Consider the following 16,052-nt stretch of genomic DNA (forward strand, 5'->3'; position numbering starts at 1 on the left):
AAGATCCCTGAAAGATGATCAGGTTGATAGGTTCGAGGTGGAAGCATGGTGACATGTGGAGCTGACGAATACTAATAGATCGAGGACTTAACCATATAATATGTAGCAAATGTTATCTAGTTTTGAAGGAATATGCCTTCAATAGTTTGGTGATGATGGCAGAGAGGTCACACCCGTTCCCATACCGAACACGGAAGTTAAGCTCTCTAGCGCCGATGGTAGTTGGGACCTTGTCCCTGTGAGAGTAGGACGTCGCCAAGCTATTTATATTGTCGCGGGGTGGAGCAGCACGGTAGCTCGTCGGGCTCATAACCCGAAGGTCGCAGGTTCAAATCCTGTCCCCGCAACCAAATGGTCCCGTGGTGTAGTGGTTAACATGCCTGCCTGTCACGCAGGAGATCGCCGGTTCGACCCCGGTCGGGACCGCCATTTCATATAAAGAAAAGAACGAAACAAGTTGTTTCGTATTTTTTTATTTGTTTTAACAAAAAACTAATAAAGACAGTCAAACTATCCTTAGGACAACTCCTAAGGACTTTTTTATATATTCAAAACCTGTATAATAAAGAGCAGAGAACATTGTGAGTAAAGTAGGTGAAGTCTGTGAGTAAATATGAAGTAACAACAAAATCTTCTGAGGAAACACAAAGGTTATCAGAAAAATTAGGTGAGCTCGTAGAGGCACAAGACGTAATTATTTTAGAAGGAGATCTTGGAGCTGGTAAGACGACTTTTACAAAGGGACTAGCAAAAGGTCTTGGAGTGAAAAGAGTTGTAAATAGTCCTACCTTTAATATCATCAAAGAATATAAAGGAAGATTACCGCTATATCATATGGACGTGTATCGCTTAGCAGAAAGTGAAGAGGACTTAGGCTTTGATGAATATTTCTACGGTGAAGGAATTACGGTAGTAGAATGGGCTCATTTAATAGAAGCATATTTACCGAATGAAAAGTTACAAATTAGTTTATTCCATGCTGGAGATGACACAAGAAAAATTATACTCGAGCCAATTGGAGATCGCTATATTAGATTATGTGAGGAGCTATTACAAGATGAAAGTACTAGCAATTGATACTTCAAATTACGTAATGGGTGTATCCCTTATTGAGGAAGAAAACGTAATTGGGGAAATCATTACAAATTTAACAAAAAACCATTCTGTACGTCTTATGCCAGCTGTAGAGAAACTGTTAAAAGAGTGTGGCGTAAAACCGAAGGAATTAACTAAAATCGTTGTAGCTGCTGGACCTGGATCCTATACAGGTGTTCGTATAGGCGTGACAGCGGCGAAAACATTAGCTTGGTCACTTCAAATACCAATTGTAGGTGTATCAAGTTTAGAGGTAGTAGCTGCAAACGGTGCTAACTTTAACGGGTTAATTTGTCCTTTATTTGATGGAAGACGTGGGCAAATTTATACTGGGTTATATACATATGAAGGAGAGCAGTTAACTTCAATAGAAGAAGACCGAATTATTCTTATTGTAGACTGGTTGCAAATGTTAAAAGATAAAGGACAGCCTGTTTTATTTATCGGTAACGATGTTAAATTGCATAAAGAAACAATTATAGAACATTTAGGTGATCAAGCTGTATTCGCTCCATTTACTAAAAATAACCCAAGACCAAGTGAGCTAGCATTCTTAGGATTACAAAAAGAAGAACAAGATGTGCATACGTTTGTTCCAAGCTATCTTCGTTTAGCTGAAGCTGAAACAAAGTGGTTAGAAAGTCAAAACAAGTAGGAGCTTGCAGAAGATGGATATGATATTTAGAAAGATGGAGCTTGATGATATTGCTCAAATTGTAGCTATTGAAGAAGCGTCTTTTTCAACTCCTTGGACTGCAGATGCCTTTCACCGTGAATTAACGATGAATGAACATGCACATTATATTGTGTTAGAAAAAGATGGTCGTGTAGTCGGGTATTGTGGATTGTGGATAATTATTGATGAATCACATATAACAAATATAGCTATTTTGCCAGAATACCGAGGTCAAAAGTTAGGAGATGCCCTATTGAAAGCAGTTATTTCTGAAGCGAAAGAACTAGGGGTAAAAACAATGACACTGGAAGTACGTGTATCAAATGAAGTAGCAAAGCAGTTATACAGAAAATACGGATTTCAAAATGGTGGGATTCGTAAACGATACTATGCAGACAATCAGGAAGATGGTCTCGTAATGTGGGTGAATATATAATGGAAAAAAATACGATTATACTTGGTATTGAAACAAGTTGTGATGAAACAGCAGTAGCAGTTGTTAAAAATGGAACGGAAATTATTGCGAATGTCGTTGCATCACAAATTGAAAGTCATAAACGTTTTGGCGGCGTTGTACCAGAGATTGCATCACGTCATCATGTAGAAGAAATTACAGTTGTGTTAGAAGAAGCTTTAAAGGAAGCAAACATCACATTTGATGATATTGATGCAATTGCTGTAACAGAAGGTCCTGGTTTAGTAGGAGCACTTCTAATTGGAGTAAATGCAGCGAAGGCAGTAGCGTTTGCACATGATATTCCGTTAGTCGGTGTTCATCATATTGCTGGTCATATTTATGCGAACCGTTTAGTAAAAGAAGTTCAATTCCCGTTATTATCACTTGTTGTATCTGGTGGGCATACAGAACTTGTTTATATGAAAGAACATGGTTCATTCGAAGTAATTGGTGAAACACGAGACGATGCAGCTGGAGAAGCATATGATAAAGTAGCTCGTACGTTATCTATGCCATATCCAGGTGGTCCTCATATTGATCGCCTTGCACATGAAGGAGAACCGACAATTGATTTGCCTCGTGCATGGCTAGAACCGGATTCGTATGATTTTAGCTTTAGTGGATTGAAATCAGCAGTTATCAACACTGTGCATAACGCAAAACAGCGCGGTATAGAAATTGCACCAGAAGATTTAGCGGCAAGTTTCCAAGAAAGTGTAATAGATGTACTTGTAACGAAAGCAGCTCGTGCAGCAGAAGCTTATAATGTAAAGCAATTACTTCTTGCTGGTGGAGTAGCTGCTAATAAAGGACTTCGTGCGCGATTAGAAGAGGAATTTGCACAAAAAGAAAACATTGAATTAATTATTCCGCCGCTATCTTTATGCACAGATAATGCAGCGATGATTGCAGCGGCAGGGACAATTGCTTATGAACAAGGTAAGCGTGCAACATTAGCCTTAAATGCAAATCCAGGATTAGATATTGAAGCATAGTTATACACATAATTAACCACAGGTTGTGGATAAAACCCATATTATCTGTTGATAATGTGGGTTTTATTGTGTATATAAAATGTTGATAACTTTTTTGTTGGCTGTGGATAATGTGGAAAAGTTATTTTAATGTTTATTTTATAAAGGTGGATATGTGTATAAACTTGTGGATAAATAGGTTGATGTCAGACCTTTGAATTTGTTCTTTTTCGGGAAATAAAAAGCAAGAAGATATCCCCGAAAAATATTTTGAAACATCTCCCTATTATAGAAGATGCTAATATTGTCAATCTTTGTCGTTAAATCGATATTTCGTGTCGGATTGTTAATATATATAGGGTTACAATAGATATATTCAAAAAATTGTTTAAGTACTAAAAAAAGATGTCACATAGTCAAAAATCCTGACTTATGAGACATCTTCCTTATTTAAATATGCTTATACATGCAGCTCTTCCCATTCTGCCATACAAGTTTCAAGTTGTTCTTGTAGCGTTTGCTTTTTAGTTGTAATTTCACTAGCTTTTTCATAATCTGCATATATTTCTGGTAAGCAAAGTTGATCTTCTAACGTAGCAATTTCTTCTTCTAATTCCACTATACTTTGTTCTAGCTCTTCAATTTTTCTAGTGCGTTGACGCTCTAGTTTTTTACGCTCTTTTTCTTCTAAATAATTTAATTTCTCTTGTGCAACCACCTTTTGAACAGGAACGTCACTTTCTTGCTGTTCAAGTTCTGCACGTTCAATCATTTCATTTTTCTTTTCAACGTAGTAATCGTAATCCCCTAAATATTCCTGTGCACCTTCTGTTGATAACTCAACCACAGTCGTTGTTACACGGTTAATAAAGTAGCGGTCATGTGAGACGAATAGAAGAGTCCCTGGGTAATCAATTAAAGCATTCTCCAAAATCTCTTTACTATTTAAATCAAGGTGGTTCGTAGGCTCATCTAGAATTAACAAATTTGACTTTTGCATCATAAGTTTTGCAAGAGCTAATCGAGCTTTTTGTCCGCCACTAAGGGAAGATACTGGTTTCAGTACATCATCTCCTGTGAATAAAAAATTCCCAAGTATAGTACGGATTTCTTTTTCCGGTTGCAGTGGATATTCATCCCATAGTTCATTTAAAACCCGTTTAGAAGATGTTAAGTTTGCTTGTTCTTGATCATAATAACCAACAGATACATTTGATCCGAAAGAAACATCACCATTTAATAGTGGTAACTTATTCACAATAGATTTTAACAATGTGGATTTCCCAATTCCGTTTGGACCAACTAAAGCAACACTATCTCCGCGAGTTAAGCGCATAGTTACATGTTCAATTATAGGGTTTTCATCATAGCCGATGGTTGCATCATTTACTTGTAAAACATCATTTCCACTTTGTTTTTCAATATCGAAGTGGAATGATGCTGACTTAGAATCCCCTAATGGTCTCGTTAATAATTCCATTCTGTCTAGTTGTTTACGGCGACTTTGAGCACGTTTCGTTGTAGAAGCGCGAGCTATATTCTTTTGAACGAAGTCCTCAAGTTTTGCGATTTCATCTTGTTGTTTTTCGTAACGTTTCATTTCTTGCTCATATAATGCTGATTTTAAGTCTAAATATTTACTGTAGTTACCAACAAATCGTCTGCTTTCTTTATTCGAAATTTCATATACTTGTGTAACGAGTTTGTCTAAGAAATAACGGTCATGTGAGACGATTAATATTGCGCCAGGATAACCTTGCAAATATTGCTCAAGCCATGTTAATGTTTCGATGTCTAAATGGTTTGTAGGCTCGTCCAAAATAAGTAAGTCTGGTTTTGTTAATAATAATTTCCCGAGAGCTAATCTTGTTTTTTGCCCGCCGCTTAAAGTAGAGATCGTCGTCTGGTGCGTTTCAACTGGGAAGCCAAGGCCGCTTAAAATGGAGCGAATATCCGCTTCATATTGATATCCACCTTGATCTTTATAATTGAGTTGTAATTGGTCATAATCAGCTAACAATCTTTCATATGTAGCTTCGTTTGAAAAGTTTTCTTCTTTTCCCATTTCTTGCTCAAGCCTTCGGAGTTTTGTCTCCATTTGCTGTAAATGGGTAAAGACGGTTAGCATTTCATCCCAAATTGTTAAAGACGTTTCTAGTCCAGTATTTTGAGCTAAATATCCGATTGAGACATCTTTCGGTTTTATAATTTCGCCACCATCATGAGATAATTCACCAGCGATAATTTTTAATAATGTAGATTTACCTGCTCCATTCCTTCCAACTAATGCGATACGATCTTTTGTTTGTACTTCCAATTTTATGTTTGCAAGAATTGTTTCTGCACCGTATAATTTCGAAAGCGCGTTTACTTGTAATAAAATCAATGTTTTCACCTCAAATAATTTCTTAACTTTGCCATGTTTATATTTCTCAATCATACTAAAAATAGTGTATAGTTTAAAATAAAGAGAGAATACTTCTTCTCTTTATTATACAAGGAATTTAATGAGTGCTAAACTTCTGTATTTGATTAAAGTATATGAATAAAGATAGGAAGAGAGGAGAGGTCATATGGATCAGCAAAAGATTCCACAAGCCACTGCTAAAAGATTGCCTCTATACTATCGATTTATCCAAAACTTATCTCTTTCTGGTAAGCAGCGTGTTTCATCGGCCGAATTGAGTGAGGCAGTAAAAGTAGATTCCGCAACAATACGAAGAGATTTTTCGTATTTTGGAGCGTTAGGGAAAAAGGGATATGGATATAACGTAAATTATTTATTATCATTTTTCCGCGAAACACTTGATCAAGATGATATAACACGTGTAGCACTTATTGGAGTAGGTAATTTAGGGACCGCTTTCTTACATTATAATTTCACGAAAAACAATAATACAAAAATTGAAATGGCATTTGATGTTAGTGAAGAGAAAGTTGGAACAGAAATCGGGGGCATTCCTGTATATCATTTAGATGAATTAGAAGAGAGATTATCAAATGATATACAAGTGGCAATATTAACAGTACCGGCTACAGTAGCGCAAGCTGTAGCAGATAGATTAGCTGAAACAAGCGTGCACGGTATTTTGAATTTCACACCAGCGCGATTAAACGTATCAGAGAATATTAGAATTCATCATATTGACTTAGCTGTAGAGTTACAAACATTAGTTTACTTTTTGAAAAACTATCCACAATAAAACGCAGAGGAAGCGACCTCTGCGTTTTATTATTGTTTCTTCTTTGTGAATTTAACTAATATAAGGCGAAGTGCCAAATTAAAATCAATTGTTGCCATAACTGCAAATAGTATTGTCCACATATTCCAGATTGTATCTGTCACGTTCGTAATGGCGAAGCGTGTAAAGATACATCCAAGAAGGAAGTATAGTGCAGCCATGAACAATGGTGAGTTTCTCATACAAAAAATCCTCCGATAAAGCCTTGCATTTTTTCAGCTTCTTTAATCATTTCTTGAATTTGTTCATTGCTCATAAAAATTTGCCCAATAGCGACTAATGTATTCATTGCAACATGAGCTGCAATCGGAACGATAATACGTTTCGTCTTCACATATAAGAAGGCGAATACGAGCCCCATAGCAGTGTATACCAATAAGTGAGTAAAATCAAAATGAATTGCTGCGAATACAAGCGAACTAATGATAGCTGCAATAAAGAAGTTAAACTTCTTATAAAGTGTACCGAATAGAATTTTTCTAAATACGATTTCTTCTAAGATAGGTCCAATTATAGAAACAACAATAAGGAACCAAGGTGTCGTTCTTGCAATTTCCATCAGTTTCATTGTATTTTCTGAACCTTGTTTAATTCCTAGCAGTTGCATCTCGATCATACCGGCAACTATTTGTGAAAAGAAAGCTAAGAAGAACCCGATAAAAATCCATCCAATAGTAGCTGGAACAGAAGAGCGCATTGCATCTAAATGCCTGTCACGAATATCTGTTCTAAGTAACCAAAGTACGATACATAATGCAATAAAGAAGCTAATGATTGCCCAGTGTCCCGTTATGATTTGTCCTTTTTCCTCAATGGTAAATCCTCTATTATCATAGAGTCCTGTTTTTAGGAGAAGTGGTAATCCAACAACGCCAGATAACTGCATTAAAATGTATGTAACGATAATCCACCAGTATTGTTTCTTCAAATGGTTTAACCATCCTTTCTAACTATAGTGTATGAGATAAGTTAGGATAACATGTAAATATGCTACCTACGATATAAACCTCACTTGAATTATGTTTTTTTCGTAAATCCTTATTTGAAATTATAATAGAAGACAGGAGAAAGTTGTGTGTGTAGCGAAAACAACTTAGGGTGTCCTTTCATATTGTAACATACGAGCAGTGGAAACAACGATTCATATAGTAAAGGCAGTATTCTATATAGAAAGTTTATATAGTGATTTGCGAAAAAATTATGATTTTTTTACTTGCAAAAGAAATTGAGATTATTTATTATTATAAGTGTGTTAGCACTCGGATGACTTGAGTGCTAATAAAAGAAATTTACATAACAAAATGAGGAGGTTATTGTTCATGCTAAAGCCATTAGGTGATCGCGTTGTAATTGAGCTTGTTCAAGCAGAAGAAAAAACAGCAAGTGGTATCGTATTACCAGATACTGCAAAAGAAAAACCACAAGAGGGTAAAGTTGTTGCAGTAGGTACTGGTCGAGTGCTTGAGAATGGTGAGCGTGTTGCTTTAGAGGTAGCAGCAGGTGATCTTATCATCTTCTCAAAATATGCAGGTACTGAAGTGAAATATGAAGGTACAGACTACTTGATTTTACGTGAAAGTGACATTTTAGCAGTTATCGGTTAATTATATAAATCTTAAAAAATCCAAGGGGGTCAATTATTATGGCAAAAGATATTAAATTTAGTGAAGAAGCACGTCGTTCGATGCTTCGCGGTGTCGACACTCTTGCAAACGCAGTAAAAGTTACGCTTGGACCAAAAGGTCGTAACGTTGTACTTGAGAAAAAATTTGGTTCACCACTTATTACAAATGATGGTGTAACAATCGCAAAAGAAATCGAATTAGAAGATGCATTCGAAAACATGGGTGCGAAATTAGTAGCAGAAGTTGCTAGCAAAACAAATGACGTAGCTGGTGACGGAACAACAACTGCAACTGTATTAGCGCAAGCTATGATTCGTGAAGGTCTTAAAAACGTAACAGCTGGTGCTAACCCAATGGGTCTTCGTAAAGGTATCGAAAAAGCTGTTACTGCTGCAATTGAAGAATTAAAAACGATTTCTAAACCAATCGAAGGCAAATCTTCTATCGCACAAGTAGCTGCTATTTCTGCAGCTGACGAAGAAGTAGGTCAATTAATCGCTGAAGCAATGGAGCGCGTTGGTAACGACGGCGTTATTACTTTAGAAGAGTCTAAAGGATTCACAACAGAATTAGACGTAGTAGAAGGTATGCAATTTGATCGTGGATATGCATCTCCTTACATGATTACTGATTCTGACAAAATGGAAGCAGTTCTTGATAACCCATACATCTTAATCACTGACAAAAAGATTTCTAACATTCAAGAAATCTTACCAGTATTAGAGCAAGTGGTACAACAAGGTAAACCACTTCTTATCATTGCTGAAGATGTTGAAGGCGAAGCTTTAGCTACATTAGTAGTGAACAAACTTCGTGGTACATTCAACGTAGTAGCTGTTAAAGCTCCTGGATTTGGTGACCGTCGTAAAGCAATGCTAGAAGATATCGCAATCTTAACAGGTGGCGAAGTAATCACTGAAGAATTAGGTCGTGACTTAAAATCTGCTACAGTTGAATCTTTAGGACGCGCTGGTAAAGTTGTTGTTACAAAAGAAAACACAACTGTAGTTGAAGGTGTAGGAAGCACAGAACAAATCGAAGCTCGCATCGGTCAAATCCGTGCGCAATTAGAAGAAACAACTTCTGAATTCGATCGTGAAAAATTACAAGAGCGTCTTGCTAAACTAGCAGGTGGCGTAGCAGTAATTAAAGTAGGTGCAGCAACTGAAACTGAGTTAAAAGAGCGCAAACTTCGCATTGAAGATGCACTTAACTCAACTCGTGCAGCAGTAGAAGAAGGTATCGTTGCAGGTGGTGGTACTTCACTTATGAACGTATACACAAAAGTAGCTTCTATCGTAGCTGAAGGCGACGAAGCAACAGGTATCAACATCGTACTTCGTGCACTAGAAGAGCCAGTTCGTCAAATCGCAATCAACGCTGGTCTAGAAGGATCTGTAGTTGTAGAGCGTCTAAAAGGCGAAAAAGTAGGCGTTGGTTTCAACGCAGCTACTGGCGAATGGGTTAACATGCTTGAGTCTGGTATCGTAGATCCAGCTAAAGTAACTCGTTCTGCACTTCAAAACGCAGCATCTGTTGCAGCTATGTTCTTAACAACTGAAGCTGTAGTTGCTGACAAGCCAGAACCAAATGCACCAGCAATGCCTGACATGGGCGGCATGGGCATGGGCGGTATGGGCGGAATGATGTAATTCCGTTTGCCCTAAAAAACATCCATTTCTATATAGAAATGGATGTTTTTTTATGTTTTTTAGAAAAGGAAATGAATTTCTGTAGAATTTTGTCGCTTTCTCTCTTGACCATATTGATACTTCATTGTTAGAATCTAGGAAGATAATATAAAACGATCCTTCATATATCCTCAATGATATGGTTTGAGAGTCTCTACCGGGTTACCGTAAACAACCTGACTATGAAGGCAGTGTGTCTTATATTTATAAAGAGCGGAGACTATCTTTCTTTATAAAGCCAGACCCCTGCCTTTTCTTTGTTATGAGACTAGAGGCGGAGGACTGGCTTTTTTATTATATTGGTAATGCTTTTCGCCAAATTGGTGAAAATATTTATATACGAGAACTAACGTTGGGGTGATTATTTTGAAGAAACAACACGATACAATTATCGTTTTAGATTTTGGAAGTCAATACAATCAGTTAATAGCACGTCGAATTCGTGAGTTCGGTGTATACAGTGAACTTCATCCACATACAATTACTGCAGAAGAAATTAAAGCAATGAATCCAAAAGGGATTATTTTCTCTGGTGGACCAAATAGTGTATACGGTGAAGGTGCATTACATTGTGATGAAAAAATCTTTGAACTAGGTTTACCAATCTTCGGTATTTGTTACGGTATGCAGCTTATGACGCAACACTTCGGTGGTAAAGTAGAGCGTGCAAATCACCGTGAGTACGGAAAAGCTGTTCTTAAAGTAGAGAACGAATCAAAATTATATGCGAACCTTCCAGAAGAGCAAGTTGTATGGATGAGCCATGGCGACTTAGTAACTGGTTTACCTGAAGGATTCGTAGTAGATGCAACAAGTGAGTCTTGCCCAATTGCTGGTATGAGCAATGAAGCGAAAAACTTATACGGTGTACAATTCCACCCAGAAGTACGTCACTCTGAGCACGGTAACGATTTAATTAAAAACTTCGTATTCGGCGTATGTGGTTGTTCTGAAGGATGGAACATGGAGAACTTTATTGAAGTAGAATTAGAAAAGATTCGTGAAACTGTTGGAGACAAAAAAGTACTATGCGCACTTAGTGGCGGTGTAGACTCTTCTGTTGTAGCAGTATTAATTCATAAAGCAATTGGTGATCAATTAACATGTATTTTCGTTGACCACGGTTTACTTCGTAAAGGTGAAGCAGAAGGCGTTATGAAAACATTTAGCGAAGGCTTCCATATGAACGTTATTAAAGTGGATGCAAGAGACCGCTTCATGGACAAGTTAAAAGGTGTAGAAGATCCAGAACAAAAACGTAAAATCATCGGTAACGAATTCATTTACGTATTTGATGATGAAGCGTCAAAATTACAAGGTATGGACTTCTTAGCGCAAGGTACACTTTACACAGATATCGTTGAGAGTGGTACAGCAACTGCACAAACAATTAAATCTCACCATAACGTTGGTGGTCTTCCAGAAGACATGCAGTTCAAATTAATTGAGCCTTTAAACACGTTATTTAAAGACGAAGTACGTGTATTAGGATCTGAATTAGGAATTCCTGATGAAATCGTATGGCGTCAACCATTCCCAGGACCGGGTCTTGGTATTCGTGTATTAGGTGAAATCACAGAAGAGAAATTAGAAATCGTTCGTGAATCTGATGCGATTTTACGTGAAGAAATTATTAAAGCGGGCTTAGACCGTGAAATCTGGCAATACTTCACTGCGCTTCCTGGTATGCGTAGCGTAGGTGTTATGGGTGACGAGCGTACTTACGATTACACAGTAGGTATCCGTGCGGTAACATCTATCGACGGTATGACAGCTGACTGGGCACGTATCCCTTGGGACGTATTAGAGAAAATCTCTGTACGTATCGTAAACGAAGTAAAACACGTTAACCGTATCGTGTATGATGTAACGAGTAAGCCACCAGCAACTATTGAGTGGGAATAGTATTTATAAAAAGGTCCATCTATTGCTTATGCATAGATGGATCTTTTTTATTTTGGTATTAATACGAACGAAAATATAAAATTTTATAAAAATGTTCGTTTTTAAATTGACAAAACTACTTCGTCGAGTTAATATGATTATGTAATTCAAACGAAAAGTGAATATTATGCCGTCGTATAATATCGGGGATATGGCCCGAAAGTTTCTACCTAGCTACCGTAAATGGCTTGACTACGAGGCGTTTGTATAAAGATGAGGGGAAACTTGTCTTTGTTTATAGAACGCTTCCATGTATATATGCAATGGAAGCCTTTTTTATTTCTCGGGATAAAAGATGGCTAGGAGAAATACGGCGAGTAATCATATAACGGGGGAAACGTAGGATGAAACGCTATTTTCAGTTTGATGAGCTCGGTACGAATTATAAGACTGAGTTCATAGCAGGGTTAACGACATTTCTATCTATGGCTTACGTACTATTTGTCAATCCTGCTACGCTGTCGCTTGGAAATGTTAAAGGGTTACCAGCAGGTACAGGGATGGATCCAGGTGCAGTATTCGTTGCTACGGCATTAGCGGCAGCGATCGGTTCGTTAATTATGGGTATTTTCGCGAAGTATCCAATTGCTTTAGCGCCAGGTATGGGAATTAACGCGTTCTTTGCTTATACAGCAGTGTTAACGATGGGTATTCCATGGCAAACAGCAATTGCCGGAACATTAATGTCAGGTATTATCTTTATTATTCTTACTGCTTCAGGTATTCGTGAAAAAATCATCAATGCAATTCCATCAGAGTTAAAGTTTGCAGTAGCAGCAGGTATCGGATTGTTCATTGCATTCCTTGGATTCCAAAATGCAGGAATTATCGTGAAAAATGATGCGGTTCTTGTTGGGTTGGGGGACTTAACAAAGGGCACAACGTTACTAGCAATCTTCGGGGTTGTTACGACAATCATCTTCATGATTAAGAAAGTTAATGGTGCAGTATTTTACGGTATGATTCTTACAGCGATCTTAGGAGTGGCAACAGGATTAATTGATACTCCGAAAGCTGTAGTGGGAGCAATACCGAGTCTAGAACCAACGTTCGGCGTGGCGTTAACGCACTTCGGAGATATTTTTACAGTTCAAATGGGGATTGTTATTATAACGTTCTTCTTTATCGATTTCTTTGATACAGCAGGTACGCTTGTAGCGGTTGCGAATCAAGCCGGATTAATGAAGAACAATAAATTACCACGTGCAGGAAAAGCATTATTTGCAGATGCGATTGCGACTGTAATTGGTGCAATCTTGGGTACATCAACAACAACGTCTTACATTGAATCGTCTGCAGGGGTAGCAGCGGGAGGACGTTCTGGATTTACAGCAGTTGTAACAGCAGGATTCTTCTTACTGGCACTATTCTTCTCGCCATTACTAAGTGTTGTAACGCCAGCTGTAACGGCGCCGGCTTTAATTATTGTAGGAATCTTGATGGTTTCTTCCTTAGGGGAAATTGATTGGAAGAAATTCGAGATTGCAGTACCAGCATTCTTTACAATTATCTCTATGCCACTTACGTATAGTATCGCAACTGGGATTGCGATTGGATTTATCTTCTATCCAATTACAATGGTAGTAAGTGGTCGTCGTAAAGAGGTTCATCCGATTATGTATGTTATGGGAGTTTTATTCGTACTATATTTCATCTACGTTCGTAAATAAAAGGGGTTTTTTAAAGGTCTAGACTTAAGGGGAGTCTAGACCTTTTTTGCGTCTTCAGAAAATCTTAAGGATTTCCGAGCGTTTTTCTTCAGAAGTTTTCCTATAATAGAAGTTAGGGATTAAAAAAGTGATGGGGGAGATATTGTGGCACACGAAACAATACTTGTCGTAGATGATGAAAAAGAAATTCGGAATTTAATTACAATCTATTTAAAGAATGAAGGATATAAAGTATTGCAAGCAGGAGACGGAGAAGAAGGATTACGTCTACTGGAAGAAAATGAAGTACATCTAGTCGTATTAGATATTATGATGCCGAAAGTGGATGGTATTCATATGTGTATGAAAGTAAGGGAAGCGAAAGAAATGCCTATTATTATGCTTTCTGCCAAAACGCAAGATATGGATAAGATTTTAGGGTTAACAACAGGAGCAGATGATTACGTAACGAAGCCGTTTAATCCGTTAGAGTTAATCGCACGAATTAAATCTCAGTTACGCCGTTATATGAAAATGAATGGTTTCGCTATTCAAAATGAGGATGAGTTAGAAATTGGGGAGATGAAAATCAACATCTCGACCCATAAAGTTATTGTAGAGGGAGAAGAAGTGAAACTAACTCCGAGGGAATTTTCAATTTTAGAATTGCTAGCTAGAAATCCAGGTATGGTGTTTAGTGCGGAGCAAATTTATGAAAAGGTGTGGAACGAACGATCTTTCCAGTCTGATAATACTGTAATGGTGCATATTCGAAAAGTACGTGAAAAGATTGAGGAGAATCCAAGGAAACCTAGATATATAAAAACAGTATGGGGAGTGGGGTATAAGATTGAAAAAGATATTTAATCCGTTTACTTATATAAGGAAAATAAGAGAATTATTTGAGAAATTAGTAAAGAGCGTACGAAAGAGTATAAGGATTCAATTGATTACTACTTTTGCTGCTTGTGCGTTATTAGGAGTTTTGTCAGCAAAGGCAGCAGCGCCGTTTTTTGAGAATGCGAATCGTCAAGCAACTATCGATTATCGGGCTGGTATGGAACAAATTAATCATCAAGCTCAAGGAGCGGCAAATAGTTCGGTTCATGAAAATAAATTAGAAGCTATATCAAATATGATCGAAATGGAGAACCAAAATTTAGAGCAAGGGTCTAGAGCTTTGAAGATATTGGTTACTGATGAAAGTGGTAAAGTTTTATATAAAACAAAGCAAGCGCAAGAAGAGCAAATCGATTTGCATAATACGATTCGTAATGCAGCATCATTCGCGATTAATTATACAGATGGTAGAAATGTATTTGAAAGTACAAGAAAAGAGTTTATATCTTTTTCACCTATTACTATTGAAGGAAAGAATTTGTACATGTTTGTTAGCGGAATTCCGGAGGGAGAGGTAATATATGACACGCAAGAAGGACCATTCCCGTTTTTAATTGGTGTACTTATATTCATTTTCTCTTTCTTCTATATAACAAAGAGAAAGATGAAGCAGATTGAAGCGATGGCACAAGGCGTAAAGGAAATAGAAAGAGGTAACTTAGCCTACCGCATTGAGAAAAAAGGTGAAGATGAGATTGCAGCTTTAACTGAGAATATTAATAATATGGCAGAAGAGCTTATGAATAATATAGAAAAGGAACGTAAATTAGAAAAGCAAAAGAATGAGCTTATCACAAATGTATCGCATGATTTACGTACACCACTTACTTCTATTATGGGTTACTTACGATTACTTCGAGATTCTAAATATGAAAATAAAGAACAACACGATGAGTATACGAGAATTGCTTTTGCAAAGTCGGAGCAGTTAAAAAATTTAATAGAAGATTTATTTGAGTATACGAAGTTAACAAATGAACAAGTTGTATTAGAAAAACAAGAAGTATGTGTAAATGAGTTGCTTGAGCAATTAATAGAAGAGCTAGTACCGCAAGCGGAAGAGCATGGACTTACGTTTGTTAAGAAGTTTCCTGAGGAACGTGCTTATGCATCGATTGATTCGGAAAAGATGGTTCGTGTATTTGATAATTTACTAATGAATGCAATTAAGTATAGTAAAGATGATGGAGAGATAAAAGTTTCTCTTCAAAGGCAGCGTAGGGATATACAAATTGTAATTGCGAATCATAGTGAAGCGTTTACGAGAGAAGAGTTAGCGAATTTGTTTGAACGTTTCTATAAGAAAGATCAATCTCGAAGTAGAGTAACGGAAGGGTCGGGACTCGGTTTAGCGATTGCGAAAAGTATTGTTGAGTTACAAGGTGGTAGTATTCGAGCGGAATATAGGGATGGTATTATTCAATTTATCGTCTCGTTACCAATTATAGAGAAATAATAAATGAATAGAATGATATGTGATAAAAAGGCTTATTTTAAAAGAAATAAGCCTTTTTATATTTTTTATAAAAACATATTGACGATTAGAGCTTAGAGGTGTAATATAGAACAAGTCGCCGATGACAATAACGTCGCAAGCGACAAATGAAATAAAAAACTTAGTTGACATCAATTAACGAAAGTGTTAACATAAGGAAGTCGCAAATGAGCGACTAAGTAGTTCTTTGAAAACTGAACGAAACAAACAACGTGAAACGTCAATTTTTATTTTAGATGCTAGACAAACTAACTTTATTGGAGAGTTTGATCCTGGCTCAGGATGAACGCTGGCGGCGTGCCTA

Annotated in this window: 14 protein-coding genes, 2 tRNA genes, 2 rRNA genes and 2 riboswitches; of the genes, 15 read left to right on the forward strand and 3 right to left on the reverse strand. The window is 37.1% G+C overall.

Translation table 11 applies throughout. From position 1 onward, the window contains the following. The 8 genes from GBN91_RS28050 to tsaD form a co-directional block, all read left to right on the forward strand. Positions 1 to 95 (forward strand): 23S ribosomal RNA (locus tag GBN91_RS28050); the annotation flags it as partial. 50 nt (positions 96 to 145) lie between these two features. Then, positions 146 to 261, forward strand: a 5S ribosomal RNA gene (gene rrf / locus GBN91_RS28055). 12 nt (positions 262 to 273) lie between these two features. Then, positions 274 to 350: transfer RNA gene (locus GBN91_RS28060), tRNA-Met, on the forward strand. Positions 351 to 353: 3 nt separating this feature from the next. Continuing rightward, positions 354 to 429 (forward strand) — tRNA-Asp (locus GBN91_RS28065). A gap of 174 nt (positions 430 to 603) precedes the next feature. After that, complete coding sequence (gene tsaE / locus GBN91_RS28070; protein WP_000049642.1) at positions 604 to 1,077, forward strand: tRNA (adenosine(37)-N6)-threonylcarbamoyltransferase complex ATPase subunit type 1 TsaE; 474 nt, start codon at positions 604 to 606, stop codon at positions 1,075 to 1,077. Beyond that, positions 1,058 to 1,750 carry a tRNA (adenosine(37)-N6)-threonylcarbamoyltransferase complex dimerization subunit type 1 TsaB gene (gene tsaB, locus GBN91_RS28075; RefSeq protein WP_000865740.1) on the forward strand — a complete coding sequence of 231 codons (693 nt, stop codon included), beginning with the start codon at positions 1,058 to 1,060 and terminating at the stop codon, positions 1,748 to 1,750. The genes tsaE and tsaB overlap by 20 nt, the downstream gene beginning before the upstream one ends. A gap of 13 nt (positions 1,751 to 1,763) precedes the next feature. Then, positions 1,764 to 2,207, forward strand: a complete 444-nt coding sequence (gene rimI / locus GBN91_RS28080) for a ribosomal protein S18-alanine N-acetyltransferase (RefSeq protein ID WP_000367190.1) — start codon at positions 1,764 to 1,766, stop codon at positions 2,205 to 2,207. Next, positions 2,207 to 3,223: a tRNA (adenosine(37)-N6)-threonylcarbamoyltransferase complex transferase subunit TsaD gene (gene tsaD, locus GBN91_RS28085; RefSeq protein ID WP_000414585.1), complete on the forward strand. Its 1,017-nt coding sequence runs from the start codon at positions 2,207 to 2,209 to the stop codon at positions 3,221 to 3,223. Before rimI ends, tsaD begins: the two co-directional genes overlap by 1 nt. Positions 3,224 to 3,662: 439 nt before the next feature. Here the strand turns inward: tsaD and GBN91_RS28090 are convergent, their stop codons facing one another. Next, positions 3,663 to 5,588 carry an ABC-F family ATP-binding cassette domain-containing protein gene (locus GBN91_RS28090; protein WP_000602146.1) on the reverse strand — a complete coding sequence of 642 codons (1,926 nt, stop codon included), beginning with the start codon at positions 5,586 to 5,588 and terminating at the stop codon, positions 3,663 to 3,665. Positions 5,589 to 5,775: 187 nt separating this feature from the next. Between GBN91_RS28090 and GBN91_RS28095 the strand changes: the two genes are divergently transcribed. Continuing rightward, positions 5,776 to 6,405: a redox-sensing transcriptional repressor Rex gene (locus tag GBN91_RS28095; RefSeq protein ID WP_000372699.1), complete on the forward strand. Its 630-nt coding sequence runs from the start codon at positions 5,776 to 5,778 to the stop codon at positions 6,403 to 6,405. Positions 6,406 to 6,434: 29 nt separating this feature from the next. On the opposite strand, the gene GBN91_RS28100 is transcribed toward GBN91_RS28095, so the two are convergent. Both GBN91_RS28100 and GBN91_RS28105 read right to left on the reverse strand, forming a co-directional pair. Then, complete coding sequence (locus GBN91_RS28100) at positions 6,435 to 6,626, reverse strand: YdiK family protein (RefSeq protein ID WP_001246201.1); 192 nt, start codon at positions 6,624 to 6,626, stop codon at positions 6,435 to 6,437. After that, complete coding sequence (locus GBN91_RS28105) at positions 6,623 to 7,372, reverse strand: CPBP family intramembrane glutamic endopeptidase (RefSeq protein ID WP_006920743.1); 750 nt, start codon at positions 7,370 to 7,372, stop codon at positions 6,623 to 6,625. The genes GBN91_RS28100 and GBN91_RS28105 overlap by 4 nt, the downstream gene beginning before the upstream one ends. Positions 7,373 to 7,763: 391 nt before the next feature. Between GBN91_RS28105 and groES the strand changes: the two genes are divergently transcribed. From groES to ampS, 6 genes are all read left to right on the forward strand, one after another. After that, a complete protein-coding gene (gene groES / locus GBN91_RS28110; protein ID WP_000917311.1) occupies positions 7,764 to 8,048 on the forward strand; it encodes a co-chaperone GroES in 285 nt (94 codons plus the stop codon). Between the two features lie 38 nt (positions 8,049 to 8,086). Beyond that, the gene (gene groL, locus GBN91_RS28115; RefSeq protein WP_001029993.1) at positions 8,087 to 9,721 is read left to right on the forward strand and encodes a chaperonin GroEL; all 1,635 of its coding nucleotides are present in this window, start codon (positions 8,087 to 8,089) and stop codon (positions 9,719 to 9,721) included. Between the two features lie 140 nt (positions 9,722 to 9,861). Then, positions 9,862 to 9,963: riboswitch (purine riboswitch) on the forward strand. Between the two features lie 163 nt (positions 9,964 to 10,126). After that, positions 10,127 to 11,665: a glutamine-hydrolyzing GMP synthase gene (gene guaA, locus GBN91_RS28120; RefSeq protein WP_000743909.1), complete on the forward strand. Its 1,539-nt coding sequence runs from the start codon at positions 10,127 to 10,129 to the stop codon at positions 11,663 to 11,665. A 152-nt stretch (positions 11,666 to 11,817) separates the two neighbouring features. Beyond that, a riboswitch (purine riboswitch) is annotated at positions 11,818 to 11,919 on the forward strand. A 129-nt stretch (positions 11,920 to 12,048) separates the two neighbouring features. Continuing rightward, positions 12,049 to 13,374, forward strand: coding sequence for an NCS2 family permease (locus tag GBN91_RS28125; protein WP_000833096.1), 1,326 nt, complete (start codon positions 12,049 to 12,051; stop codon positions 13,372 to 13,374). A gap of 144 nt (positions 13,375 to 13,518) precedes the next feature. Next, on the forward strand, positions 13,519 to 14,220 hold the full coding sequence (locus tag GBN91_RS28130; RefSeq protein ID WP_000929885.1) for a response regulator transcription factor: 702 nt from the start codon (positions 13,519 to 13,521) through the stop codon (positions 14,218 to 14,220). After that, positions 14,204 to 15,709: an aminopeptidase AmpS gene (gene ampS, locus GBN91_RS28135; protein ID WP_152122862.1), complete on the forward strand. Its 1,506-nt coding sequence runs from the start codon at positions 14,204 to 14,206 to the stop codon at positions 15,707 to 15,709. The genes GBN91_RS28130 and ampS overlap by 17 nt, the downstream gene beginning before the upstream one ends. Positions 15,710 to 16,052 lie beyond the last annotated feature (343 nt).

This window comes from Bacillus sp. B1-WWTP-T-0.5-Post-4, assembly GCF_009183795.1.
Taxonomy (GTDB): Bacteria; Bacillota; Bacilli; order Bacillales; family Bacillaceae_G; genus Bacillus_A; species Bacillus_A cereus.

What these genes read in the sequence shown, in the direction of transcription:
- tsaB (WP_000865740.1), top strand. Translation starts at nt 1,058, where the DNA reads ATGAAAGTACTAGCAATTGATACTTCAAATTACGTAATGGGTGTATCC.
- rimI (WP_000367190.1), top strand. Translation starts at nt 1,764, where the DNA reads ATGGATATGATATTTAGAAAGATGGAGCTTGATGATATTGCTCAAATT.
- tsaD (WP_000414585.1), top strand. Translation starts at nt 2,207, where the DNA reads ATGGAAAAAAATACGATTATACTTGGTATTGAAACAAGTTGTGATGAA.
- GBN91_RS28095 (WP_000372699.1), top strand. Translation starts at nt 5,776, where the DNA reads ATGGATCAGCAAAAGATTCCACAAGCCACTGCTAAAAGATTGCCTCTA.
- GBN91_RS28100 (WP_001246201.1), bottom strand. Translation starts at nt 6,626, where the DNA reads ATGAGAAACTCACCATTGTTCATGGCTGCACTATACTTCCTTCTTGGA.
- groES (WP_000917311.1), top strand. Translation starts at nt 7,764, where the DNA reads ATGCTAAAGCCATTAGGTGATCGCGTTGTAATTGAGCTTGTTCAAGCA.
- groL (WP_001029993.1), top strand. Translation starts at nt 8,087, where the DNA reads ATGGCAAAAGATATTAAATTTAGTGAAGAAGCACGTCGTTCGATGCTT.
- GBN91_RS28125 (WP_000833096.1), top strand. Translation starts at nt 12,049, where the DNA reads ATGAAACGCTATTTTCAGTTTGATGAGCTCGGTACGAATTATAAGACT.